The organism is Mucilaginibacter antarcticus, assembly GCF_042686155.1.
Taxonomy (GTDB): domain Bacteria; phylum Bacteroidota; class Bacteroidia; order Sphingobacteriales; family Sphingobacteriaceae; genus Mucilaginibacter; species Mucilaginibacter antarcticus.
The window spans coordinates 79,505-91,853 of the sequence record NZ_JBHUON010000003.1; the positions used below are offsets into that span (position 1 = coordinate 79,505).

A 12,349-nucleotide genomic window follows, 5' to 3' on the forward strand; every position below is an offset into this window, starting at 1 on the left:
AACGGAGTGTTGATTTTGCTATTAGCAGGGCTTACTTTAATAGCACTTATAGGAGCCCGCTGCTGGTATTTTAGTAAACATTAAACCTTAACTAGATAACTATATATAATGAACAACGGAATATCACTTTGGGCGACAGCCGCCATTCAGCATCTATCAAATTCTCAAGACGACCCTTTATTTAAAAGAAGCGCTGCCGGCTTTGATTTCGAAATTAAGCTACTGGGCGATTCGTTATGGGTGATGACGTCCTTTGGCAAAAATAATCAGATGGCTTTCAGGGCGGGATACTCCCCGGATGGCTTTACTGATTTTAAAGTTACCAGCGACAGCGACCAGGCTTTTACTATCGAACTTAAATCTGCAATAGGGTCACATCATGTCGACGTTAATTGGACAGAGCAGGAGCAGCCCATATTGCACTACACTACCTCACTAAAACCCTCGAGAAACCTGTCGGTACCCTATTGGCCGAGGGATACCATCGCCTACGGGAAAAAAGAAACAGCCGGCGAAATACATATCTCGCAAACCGGTACCCGATCGGGCCTATTATACGGATCGTTTGAAAAATACGGCGAGGGCTCTTTTTTGTATTTTCAAAACTTATCAGCACTAAGCGATTATAATACCGATACAGAAACATCGGCAGCCGATGTAGTCGGTGGCACATGGCCTGAAATGGGTCTTAGCCTGCCTCCTACTTCTGACAAACCCATAAAACAGGGCAAAACTTATGTGGTGTCTGACACCTTTGTTGCGTTTAGCAATAAAACGCCGGCCGACCAGTTTGAAATTGCAAAAGGGTTTTTAGAAGCGCTCGGCAACATCTATTTACTATTGCCCCGCTCCGAATCGCCCTACCAAAACTATTTAGAAGTACTACCTAAAGCCCTGCATGATCTGCAAACTAACAAAGGCTGTTGGTCACATCGCAGCGGTCATCCATATTTAAATGCTTATTTATGTGATTACGAGACACCGCCAGAGGTTATGGTGCAGCTTGCGGTTTTATTGCCTCTTGAAGATTATATGCGGTGGAGCGGCGAGACTTGCACAATAGCTCAAGAGATAAAAGATGGTTTAGAAGCGTTTTACGATGAGAAATTGGGTACAATAATGCGCTGGCTCCCGTCTGAGGAGGATCGCTTAGATGAATCTGAAGAACAAAAAGTGCCACTGGTAATGGACTCCTGGTACCTGCACCACCCATTACTTAACCTTGCCCGCCTGGCATCATTTGGCGACAAACTGGCTAAGAAATTATTACTCAATTCTGTAGACTATGCCATTAAGGTGGCACATCACTTTAACTATGTGTGGCCCGTATTTTATAAAATGGACACGCTTGAGGTAGTTAAAGCTGAGACCCAACCAGGCAAGGGTGGGGAAAAGGACGTAGCCGGTTTTTATGCACATGTAATGCTCCAGGTATGGGAGCTGACCAAGGAGAAGAAATATTTTAACGAGGCGGAAAAAGCCGCGCAATCTATGGTACAGCATGGCTTTAGTGTATTGTACCAGGCTAACAACACCATGTTTGCGGCAAAGGCAATAATTTTGCTGTATACCGAGACAAAAAAGGAGCTTTACCGTGATCTGGGTTATTTGTTTATGGCGAATATATTTACCAATGTTGCACTATTTGAATGCGATTATGGCTACGGCAAGTACTTCCCGTCATTCTTTGAACTTTTCCCATTAAGCGATGCGCCCTACACCGCCGTGTATGAAGAGCAAGAAGCCTATGCCGGTGTTCATGAGTTTTTAACTTATGCCGAAGGCGTGGAGCTTTTACCATCAGTAAGGCTGCTACTGGCCGAATTTGTGCGTTATGCGGTACAACGCATGATTTACTATTATCCACCAATGTTACCGCGCGAAATGATGGTTGACAAGGTTAAAACCGGAGAATTAGACCCCAATATTTGGGTCGCGCTGGAAGATATACACGATGGGTGGGAACAGTCTGGCAGCGTAGGTCAGGAGGTTTATGGCGCTGGATTAGCCTTTGGTATCGTGCCTAGACAATATATTAAAATTCCGAATCAGGAATTTATGGTGTTTGTTGATTATCCGATTTTAAATCAAAAAATCAAAGGTAAGACATTAAATTTCAACATATCCGGCGACAGCAGGCTTACCTGCAAGCTGCGCATACTCAAGCAAAGCAGTAAACGCCTGCCTAAGATAAAGGTTAAAGTAAATAAAGCCGATGATCAGGAATTGATAAATACGGCCAAGCAGGATAAAGAAGGTTTTGAATATGTCCTGCATGGAGACCAGCAAGTATCTATAACCTGGAGTTAACCGAAAGATATTAATTAGCTGATTTGCTCATGATAAAGCGGCTGTCTCTTGCATTAACAATTCGGCAGCCGCTTTTATTGTTAACTTGATAACTTGCTCGCACGGGCCTTCAAAATTGAAACGCCTGCTCACAAGCCGCCCTTTAATAACCGCCGACACAAACATCGTACCGACCGGCTTCTCAGCGGTTTCGCTACCGCCGGGCGTGGTTAATCCGGTTACAGCCACATAAATGTCGGCCGCAATAAGGCGGCCAAGCCGCTGTGCAAGTTCGTCTGTAACTTCCTGCGATTCGGGTGTAAACCGCTCTATCACATCATGGGGTACACCCAGCAAACTTTCTTTCAACGCTGCATCATAACAAACAATACCACCCTTTAAAATTTTACCAGATTGCTCTGTCAAAGCAAACTCTGAGCAAAGCCAGCCTGCTGTAGCACTTTCAACAAAAGCTACAGATAATTGATGTTTAGCCAGCATTTTGGCGCAGTCAGCTATTTTCGTTTCCATTTATATAAAATTAAAAAACAGGTAGAATTGTTTAAAATAGCAAACATCTCAAACGGAGTTTCTTACAAACATGTCAAATCCCGTATTAATTTACAATAGGAACCGTATTTACCGAAAGACAATCCATTTTACCACTCACTATACGTATTAATACTAAATGTTATTCATTATTTAACATCTGCCCAATTTAGTTGTTATCAAGAGACATATATAATATTAACTTATGTCGAAATACAGCTTTAGTTATCGTAACGGTTTAACATTATTCTTCCTCGCCCTTTTTGTAGTAACGTTGGTGGCGCAGGTTATATTCGGTTGGAAAGACAATAACAATGAAATTATAAACCGTGGGGGGAGCCCAATTTTATTAAGTGCCTATCTGCACTCCGGCCATTTCATCTCGGCAACATTTGAAAACTTTCAAAGCGAATTTTTACAAATGGGTATGTACGTATTACTCACCGTTGGTTTACGCCAAATCGGTTCGGCAGAATCAAAAAGTCTAGACGAAGCCGAAGATGTCGACAAAGAGCCTAAGCCATCAAAAAACGCCCCGTGGGCAGTTAACAAGGGTGGATTATGGGTTAAGATTTATAGTAATTCACTATCTATAGCATTTTTAATTTTGTTCCTGATAAGCTGGGCGTTGCATCTGTATGGGAGCTGGATTGAGCATAACGACGAACAAACACTTTTGCATCAACCGGCAGATTCACTGGCCACCTATTTAACCGACCCATCGTTTTGGTTTCAAACTTTTCAAAACTGGCAAAGCGAGTTCCTTTCTATAGTGGCTATCGTTTTTCTGAGTATTTACCTACGGCAAAAAGGTTCACCAGAATCAAAACCTATCGACGCGCCACATATGAAAACCGGGAAATAGCCAGCGTAATTTATTATTATTATGGACTTACAAAGATTTAAGCAAGCGCAACAACATGATTATGAAACTGCTTTAACCGAAATAAAAAGCGGCCGTAAACGCAGTCATTGGATGTGGTATATATTCCCACAGATTGATGGGCTTGGAATGTCGGATACTGCACGTTTGTATTCGATAAAAGGTCTACAGGAAGCAGGCGATTATTTAACGGATAAAACATTAGGGATACGGCTCATCAGTATATGCGAAGCGCTCTTAAATTTACCCAATAATAATGCACACGAGATTTTTGGCAGCCCGGATGATTTAAAACTTAAGTCATCAATGACACTGTTCGATGCCGTACCGGCAACCTTTCCGATATTTGCCCGGGTGTTAGATAAATTTTTTGGCGGCGAGAGGGATTTACGGACACTTGAGTTGCTAAAAGCCAAACGTTGATCAACAAAAAAGAATAATCTGTCGCTCGATAAAGTTACCGTTGGTGGTTTAGAGATTAGATCAGCAAAACGAGGGCCAACCTTATAGTATATATACTTACCATTTTAAATCTGATTTTAGTTTTAAACTGCTAAACTAAATTTAAAAAAAATTGTTAGGGATACAGACAAAGTCTGTTATACATGAGTAAGATATTTACAATAACCGAAGGGCTGGAGAACATGGGCGCTTTACGTACGGGTGGTCAGGGCTCGGTTTATAAAGGCCGTCGCATTGGGCCTATAATTACCGCGGTTAAGTTGCTGCCTACGCCTATACAATCAGAAAACGAGAAAGATAAAAATTACCGAAACTTTCTGAATGAGGTAAATAAGCTAAAAAAGGTTAATGAAGAACCCAATCCAAACGTAGTAAAAATACTAAACTCGGGTATTACAGACAGTGGCTCCTTCCCATTTATTGAAATGGAATTTATTGAAGGCCCCGACCTCTGTGAGCTTATCTCGACCCCCAACGACAAAATTTTTACGCTTAAACAAATCGTTAAACTGGCAGACCAATTGGCTTGCGCGTTGGCTCATTGCCATAAGTTTGGTGTTAACCATGGTGATGTGAAAAGCAATAACGTAAAATTCAATGTACACACGGGCAACTATGTGCTGCTTGATTTTGGTTTGTCTATCATGTCTGATGAACAACGTCGTACCAGTATTAGGCATGCCGGCGCTATTGAGTTTATGGCACCCGAACAAAATGAAGGCAAAATGCTGCCACAAACTGATATTTACAGCTATGGCGTCATTTTATTCGAATTATTGACAGGTAGCGTTCCTTTTCCTTTACAGGACAGTGGCGAAACGTCGCGTAACACCGTAATGGTGGCGCATATGGAGTCGCCCGTGCCCGACATTTTAGAACTTCGAAAAAATAATATCCCTGCTAGCTGGTCAGCTAGCCAAAAAGCTCAGGAAGTGGGTGTTCCGCAGTGGTTAATTGACATAACCTATAAGTGCCTGGAAAAATTACCAGAAAACCGATTTGCAGACGGCACTCAATTACATGATGCTATCCTACAATCAAGCCTGGGTAACATGCACGAAAATGAAGCGGTATCTACTGAGACTAGCGCAGAGCCAGCATACGCAATTACGGTACAACCAGGCGAAAATGAAAATCAGCCTGATCAAAGTAATATGATAAGCATGTCTAAACCCGTGTTTGCTTTGCTTATGTTGTTGCTTGTAGGTTGTATGAGCTACAGTGTATACGCTTTATTTAACAAACCTGTTATGAAAAGTGAGACAACTGTAGTACCAATAATAGATACAGCGGTAAAAGTCGAGAATGAAAACTCAGTTAACACGGCCAATGACTTTTATGATAAGAAAAAAAGGATGACCGACTCTATTATAAAATCAACAATTAAGAAAGATCTCGAAAAAGCGAAAGAGCAAAATCCATATGAGCCCGACACAACTTTGGTTGACACGACAGAAGACGAGCCCGAAAGTTGATGCTTTATAAAACAACTTAAAACATCAACTAGCTAAATGTGTTATTGATTTTATTTACCTGACTTTACCCCTATCCAATGGACTCAAACCCATCATTCTGGCAACGTATCGGTCTGCAAGACTGGTTACTAACCAGTGAAAATGCCGGCAAAAAAAACAAACAACACGCGCTAACCCCCGATGATGTTTATAATTATGTAATAGAAAAATTCAATGATTCTATCCGTCAGCTTTCATTTGCAGGCCGCATTGTATTTTATCATGAGTATATCATCAGCTTTAATGTCGACGACTATCGTGAATTTATGAACGATAAGCAGGGCCTGTTTGGCTTAATTGTAAATGAAACGGTAAAAAAGTTTTATGAGCAATTAAAACAGTATCGTGCTGCCGGAAAAACCGTAGTGCCTTCAAGTTCAAAATGGGTTTTTAGGCTGGTGTCACATCCGGATTATGCCCGTGGAGATATTGGTTTTATGGGTAAATTATTACCTGGTACAACAAAGAAAGAAGAAAACCTAAGGGTGACCTTTATACCACGTCAAACGGGTATAGCACAAACATTTGACATTAGCCAGGATGTATTGCAAGGTTTTAATTACTATAGCGATGGATACTTTGAGTTGCCATATATTGAAGACCTTGAACCGGATGAAAATGCGCCGGTTGATGACCGAAAAAAAATATTTGCCCGGTTTGAGACCATCTTACCTGAAAAGCAATTTGCAGGAAAAAAGGTAGAATTTATTATGAAAGATGATGAGATCATAGTATCCGGAGACGAAGAAACCCGCGAAGAATCAAACATATTCAAAATTCCAACCGAATGGGTAAGCACGCCACATTTGCATATAAAATACAATAAATCTGATGGTAAATTTTACCTGGCATCTTTTGGTGAACGCACAATTTTAAATGAGAATGAAGTTGAGCAGAGCGATATCAATTCCCCATTATGGGTTGAACTAGCGGTTAATTCGCGGATACTGCTTAACGGAATAGTCGGCGTTAATATATTTAAATCATAGAGCTATGATATCACAAATACTATCTGCAGCTTTATTAGTTATTGTAGTGATGTTGTTGATCACGCATTTCTCGGATGTCAAAAACTCAAAAAACAATGGCTGATCAGTTTTACGGACTAACAGATACGGGGAAGCAACGAACCAACAATGAAGACACTTTTATTGTTCAGCTTACCGCCGATAGTAAATTTATCATCGCCTGCGTTATTGATGGCGTTGGCGGCTATTCGGGCGGTGAAGTTGCAGCGGCTTTGGCCCGCAAAGCCATATTACAGCGACTAAGTAAGACTACGGGCGAAATTATCCCAATTTTGATAGATTGCTTTAGCCTGGCCAATAAAACTATCCTGGACGAAAAGCAAACGAATAAAGACCACGACAGCATGGCGTGTGTGGCCACGCTTGCACTCATCGACCTGGAAAAGAACCAGTTTTATTACGCGCATGTTGGCGATACTCGTTTATACCTGCAGCGCGACGGATCGCTTATCAAGATATCACGCGACCAATCTTTTGTGGGCTATCTCGAGGACTCGCACCGCATTAGCGAAGAAGAAGCGATGGCACATCCAAAAAGGAACGAAATTAATAAAGCGTTGGGGTTTGAAGTAAATTTCGCGAAGGATGATGGATACATCGAGACCGGGCAATCGCCTTTTTTACCAGGCGATATGTTATTGCTTTGCAGCGATGGGCTTACCGATATGGTTGGGGCGACGGAGATTAACGCCATTATTACCGATGCGTCAACCCTGAAAAATAAATGCCAACAACTAATTGATGCAGCAAATGCCAAAGGCGGCGCGGATAATATTACCGTTGTTTTGGCAGCTAACAATAAGCAACCCCTAAAATTTGAAGCTACCATGCCCATGGCCAGTCAAAAAAAAAGTGAACCGACGGCCGCCGCTAACACCGTTACACCGTCTTCGCTAAAAGAAGAAAGCCGGGATGTCCCACCATTAAAGCCGCAAACTAACAATACCTGGTTGGTAATGACATTAGGGTTACTAACGCTGGCTTTTTTGGCAGGTAATGTTTGGCAGTATATTCAAAACAGTAAAACTAGCACTGTAGTTGCACAGGCCGTTTATAAAACCGATACTTTATCGGTAGGACCACTTCAAATTAAACTTGAAAAGGCCATAGCCAATTTACAGGGCAACTTATTACTACTAACTGATACTGATTATGCATCTCCGATAAAAATAAGCCGCACCATTAACGTTATGCGGGATACTCTTTTTATAAAGACAAAGGGGAAAATAGAGTTGGTAGCTGATAGTGCTTTCAGTGGTGCGGGGTTAACTTTATCCCAACAGTGCAGAATGGTAATGCTGGATAGTTTAACCATGAAAAACTTTAAAACGGGCATTATAGCGCACAATAATGTATTGCTGCTAAAAAATTTAAGATTTGATAATTGTGCTGTTGCCGTACAAAATCTATTAATGCCACCGGCTAATAAATTTATAAGTGGCACTATGCAGGTTTTAAAAGCCGACTCAATCCCTGTAAACAGCAAATAATGGATCAGATAAATTTAGCGCCCCCTGGCCGTAAAAAAGAACGCTTGTTTCTGATATTAATAGCGGTTGTACTCTCAGTACTTTTTGGCAGTTTATATTTTAAAGAGCAGAGTAATTTTACAGACGTTGCCAAACGCTTGCAGGACGGCACCATGGTTAACCTCAATGCAAAAAACGCGGCAACTAACATTGGAACGTTACTTCGCCGGGGATATTATTTTGAGGATAAGCGCGATATAGACCTAATTGTAGACATTATTAGCGAAAGACTAAAAGCCGGTAGTAGGTTTGAAAATATTGGTGAGCTTAACAAACGGCGATATGATGTTAATGCCGATACAGCAATGCGTTTTGGCGGCAAATCTTTCCAACAAAGAGTGGTGGTATCGCGTTCTTTATTAGGATATACCGGTGCAGATTCGTTGCGTTTTATTGAAGAAAGAACAAAGCCACCGGTTTTACAAACTGTTGCTGATGCAGGTATGACAGGCAACTCGATATCAGGTCTGGTACTTGAAAAAAAAGCGCCTGTTGCAGGGGTTTTGGTACGTCTGCAGTTAATATTACCTCAAGATAGTACTTTTAGCGACGAGGAAACCGCACTAACTAATTTCAAAACACAGCAATCAGGCGGCGTAAAAAAAACGTTTGTTGTTGATGATCAAAAGCTATTGCACTTACAGTCGCTCGTAGTTTTTGCCCGTACCGACGAACAAGGCCGTTACACATTTAAAAACTTACCAGCCGATAAGGCGTTCGAGATATTACCATTACAACCTGGATATCAATTCGGCTTTTCGGCAGGTACAGATAAGTTGGACGAGGATAAAACTTTTAACTTTAATCGTACGACGCATACCATTAAGCTTTTGTCGACACGGGACTTTAATATCCTGAAAAAAGAAAGATCGTTAATCATTCGTACACCAGACGAATTTAATTCATCATTTCTGATTATAGTTTGTTGCTTTTTTGGATGCTTCGCTGTCGCACATCTACTGCTTAGTTGGAAATTTGCTACTGCCGATCAGTTAATATTACCGTTTATTATGATATTAACGGGCCTGTCTTTTCTGACCCTGTTAAGTTTACAGGACCCATTACGCGACAGGTTTTTGGCCAAAGATACTTTGATGTACCTGGCAATTGGGTTCGCGGCTATGATAGGCATGATGTTAGTCAATTTGCGCCGTTTTACGCCAGATTCGAATTTTTACCGACTTTTGATATTTAAAAACAACCGCAAAGCTGCAAACGGTTGGCCGTGGATAGTTATTGCAATAACCCTACTGGCTTTAACTATACGTTTTGGCAGTGGGCCCGAGGGCAGCGGTGTAAAGGTCAACTTGTTTGGCTTTCAGCCCAGCGAAATTGTAAAGTACATGGTCATTATCTTTCTGGCCGGTTTTTTTGCTGCTAATGAGCGCTTTATAAGCGAGTATGCTAGTTTTAAAAAACGATTTTCCTTTTTTGCATTTGCGGTAATCGCTATTGCGATCGCTTTATTCCTTTTCTTAATGTTAGGCGATTTAGGTCCTGCAATGGTTATTTGCTTTACTTTCATTGTACTCTTCTCATTTTCTCGGGGCGACTTTTGGTTTATGGCAGGCGCGGTGATATTTTATGTGCTTATAAGCTGGATATTTAGTAATGTATGGATATCTGCATTAGCCACTGTGGTGATGTTGGTAGCAGTATCGGCGCTAAACAAAAAACAGGTTAGCGAGTCGGCTATCATGGCGCTTGTAATCATTGCGGGCTTTTTAACTATTGACCAGATACCGCACCTGGATAAATTAATCCCTGGCCCGGTACAGCGTTTGGTTGACCGTAAGGCAATATGGCAAAATCCATGGGACAATGAAGTTTATGGTGGCGACCAGGTGGCTAATGGACTATGGGCCATGGCCAGCGGCGGCGTAACGGGCCAGGGCGTAGGCGAAGGTTTTGCTAAAACTATCCCCGAGGCGCATACCGATATGATATTACCATCGCTTGGCGAAGAGTTTGGCTGGACAGGTATAGTATGCATCTTTTTAATTTTTCTAATGTATCTCCACCGGTCAATCAATATCGGCCGGCAAACCGGTACGCCGTTTTTGTTCTATTTATGCGCTGGTATTGGTATAGGTACGTTTGTACAATTTTTGCTCATTGCAGGGGGATCCACAGGTGCATTGCCATTGTCAGGAGTATCGCTTCCGTTTGAAAGTTATGGTGGTTCCTCATTAGTAGCCAATTTTATCGCTGCCGGATTTTTACTCTCCACCTCCCGAATTAAGGGCAGCCCGGTCCAAATGAGTTTTATCACCAAACAGCAAGACCGCAATTTGGTGCCTGCTTTGGCAATGGCCTGTGCAGGTATCCTTTTACTTACTGTAAGTGTCTCGCGCTATTTGTTTAATAATACCAACTGGATAGTAAAACCAGCGTTGGTCGCCGACAGAAGTGGTGCGCGTATGTTTAGTTATAATCCGCGCATATCTGTGCTGATGAACAAGCTTGAGGCTGGCACGCTTTATGACCGCGCCGGGCGAATCCTTGCAACCAGCGACCCACTGCTTATTAAAAAACAGAGCAGGTTGCTAGATTCATCGGGCATTCAGAATTACAACCTTGACTCTGCCATGCATCAGCGATTAAAACGTTTTTATCCATTCGAAGAGCAAATGTTTTTTTGGGTGGGCGATAATAACACCGGCGTATTTAACGGCAGCACCAACGGTTACTTTGCGGAATATGAGCACGCCGCCGAGCTGCGTGGCTTTAACATGCCTGTGGCTAGTTATAATACACATGCTCATAGATTTAAGGAGGACCGATTTTTACCGCGCGGCGTAAAAGAGATGTCTGTAAGCAAAAAAGATTACAGCGCCCTTGCACCTTTACTTAAAGCAGGCATTAATAGTAATGACGTAGCTCAATTTAAACACCGCAACCGCGATGTTAGGTTAACAGTAGATGCCGATCTGCAAACTAAAATACAAAAATCAATAACCACGGATACATCATTGTATGATAACCGCGTGTCTGTAGTGGTGATGCTCCCTTCAACGGGGGATGTTTTAGCGTCTGCAGTTTATCCGCTCCCTCCTATCCATAACTGGGACCAGCTAACTATGCCTGTAAAAGAGCAAAACAAATTAGCGCAATGGATTACTACAAGCGATCTGGGTTTCACACATGCAACTCAACCCGGCTCTACTGCCAAAATATTAACAACCATGGCCTCTTTTAACAAGCTTGGGTTAGATGCCGCTAATAAGACGTTTCCTGTAGCTAGCTGGGAACGTATTCGCACCAAGGGTTTGGAGCCGGATGAGACGGGTGTAATTACATTAGAAAGAGCCGTGGCTAAATCAAATAATGTGTACTTTATTAAGTTGGCTAATCAGGAACATCTGGAAGAAGATATGGGCACATTATACTTAAAAACCGGCATGTTTTTGCATGGTGTAGGCGGATACTATTACGGCAGGCCTGCTCCAAATGCCCAAGAGGAAGAAAAGTGGCGTGACCTGTGGCGAAAAACCGAATTTAATACCAAACCCCGGTACAATCCTACCAACATCAGGCGTACTCGTGCCAAAGGTATTTCGGGCATGGCTTGGGGTCAGGGCGAACTAATAGCCACCCCGGCAGCAATTGCCCGGTTAATCTCGGGAGTTGCAAATGAGGGCAATTTGGTAGCAAACCGCTTTGTATTAAAGGTGAGCGACGCGGTACAACCAGTTAAACCCAGTATCAAGCTGGCTAATGACCCTAAATATGCCGCTTTAATAACACAATATATGATTACTCAGAGTGCCCCGAAAGTACCAATACTAGGTTTAAGCGTTGCAGGTAAAACGGGTACGCCTGAGCGTATTTGGAAAGCAGAGGGTATCAATGATGGGTGGTATGTATTTTTTGCGCCCGTAGCTAAAGGCACAGGCAACATTGTTGTTTGTGTGCGGATAGAATCTACTAAGGGCTCGTCTGATGCAGTGCACCTGGCAGCCAAGCACGTTATTCCGCTTTTGCTTAAAAAAGGCTACATTAAAGATATTGTCCCCACAACAGCAAAAACTGAGGATGCCAAAATCAAAAGCACTGTTCAAACTGTTGCTAAAACTGATACATCATCAAATTAAA

8 protein-coding genes are annotated in these 12,349 nt (G+C 42.2%); 7 read left to right on the top strand and 1 reads right to left on the bottom strand.

The features are described 5' to 3' along the window. Nucleotides 1-108 precede the first annotated feature (108 nt). Complete coding sequence (locus tag ACFSYC_RS03970; RefSeq protein ID WP_377123761.1) at nucleotides 109-2,310, top strand: hypothetical protein; 2,202 nt, start codon at nucleotides 109-111, stop codon at nucleotides 2,308-2,310. Nucleotides 2,311-2,337: 27 nt separating this feature from the next. Here ACFSYC_RS03970 and ACFSYC_RS03975 read toward each other — a convergent pair whose 3' ends face one another. Beyond that, nucleotides 2,338-2,820 (bottom strand): CinA family protein, encoded by a 483-nt coding sequence (locus ACFSYC_RS03975; protein WP_377123763.1) that lies wholly within the window; start codon nucleotides 2,818-2,820, stop codon nucleotides 2,338-2,340. A 223-nt stretch (nucleotides 2,821-3,043) separates the two neighbouring features. Here ACFSYC_RS03975 and ACFSYC_RS03980 point away from each other — a divergent pair, with 223 nt between their 5' ends. The 6 genes from ACFSYC_RS03980 to ACFSYC_RS04005 all read left to right on the top strand — a co-directional run bounded on the left by ACFSYC_RS03980 (nucleotide 3,044) and on the right by ACFSYC_RS04005 (nucleotide 12,348). Then, nucleotides 3,044-3,703: a DUF6766 family protein gene (locus ACFSYC_RS03980; RefSeq protein WP_377123765.1), complete on the top strand. Its 660-nt coding sequence runs from the start codon at nucleotides 3,044-3,046 to the stop codon at nucleotides 3,701-3,703. Nucleotides 3,704-3,724: 21 nt separating this feature from the next. Then, nucleotides 3,725-4,144: a DUF1810 domain-containing protein gene (locus tag ACFSYC_RS03985; protein WP_377123767.1), complete on the top strand. Its 420-nt coding sequence runs from the start codon at nucleotides 3,725-3,727 to the stop codon at nucleotides 4,142-4,144. 182 nt (nucleotides 4,145-4,326) lie between these two features. Then, nucleotides 4,327-5,658 (top strand): serine/threonine-protein kinase, encoded by a 1,332-nt coding sequence (locus ACFSYC_RS03990; protein WP_377123769.1) that lies wholly within the window; start codon nucleotides 4,327-4,329, stop codon nucleotides 5,656-5,658. 77 nt (nucleotides 5,659-5,735) lie between these two features. Beyond that, a complete protein-coding gene (locus ACFSYC_RS03995) occupies nucleotides 5,736-6,686 on the top strand; it encodes a hypothetical protein (RefSeq protein WP_377123771.1) in 951 nt (316 codons plus the stop codon). Nucleotides 6,687-6,781: 95 nt separating this feature from the next. Continuing rightward, a complete protein-coding gene (locus tag ACFSYC_RS04000; protein WP_377123774.1) occupies nucleotides 6,782-8,215 on the top strand; it encodes a PP2C family protein-serine/threonine phosphatase in 1,434 nt (477 codons plus the stop codon). Beyond that, a complete protein-coding gene (locus ACFSYC_RS04005) occupies nucleotides 8,215-12,348 on the top strand; it encodes an FtsW/RodA/SpoVE family cell cycle protein (RefSeq protein ID WP_377123776.1) in 4,134 nt (1,377 codons plus the stop codon). Before ACFSYC_RS04000 ends, ACFSYC_RS04005 begins: the two co-directional genes overlap by 1 nt. Nucleotide 12,349: the final 1 nt, after the last annotated feature.

What these genes read in the sequence shown, in the direction of transcription:
- ACFSYC_RS03970 (WP_377123761.1), top strand. Translation starts at nt 109, where the DNA reads ATGAACAACGGAATATCACTTTGGGCGACAGCCGCCATTCAGCATCTA.
- ACFSYC_RS03975 (WP_377123763.1), bottom strand. Translation starts at nt 2,820, where the DNA reads ATGGAAACGAAAATAGCTGACTGCGCCAAAATGCTGGCTAAACATCAA.
- ACFSYC_RS03980 (WP_377123765.1), top strand. Translation starts at nt 3,044, where the DNA reads ATGTCGAAATACAGCTTTAGTTATCGTAACGGTTTAACATTATTCTTC.
- ACFSYC_RS03985 (WP_377123767.1), top strand. Translation starts at nt 3,725, where the DNA reads ATGGACTTACAAAGATTTAAGCAAGCGCAACAACATGATTATGAAACT.
- ACFSYC_RS03990 (WP_377123769.1), top strand. Translation starts at nt 4,327, where the DNA reads ATGAGTAAGATATTTACAATAACCGAAGGGCTGGAGAACATGGGCGCT.
- ACFSYC_RS03995 (WP_377123771.1), top strand. Translation starts at nt 5,736, where the DNA reads ATGGACTCAAACCCATCATTCTGGCAACGTATCGGTCTGCAAGACTGG.
- ACFSYC_RS04000 (WP_377123774.1), top strand. Translation starts at nt 6,782, where the DNA reads ATGGCTGATCAGTTTTACGGACTAACAGATACGGGGAAGCAACGAACC.
- ACFSYC_RS04005 (WP_377123776.1), top strand. Translation starts at nt 8,215, where the DNA reads ATGGATCAGATAAATTTAGCGCCCCCTGGCCGTAAAAAAGAACGCTTG.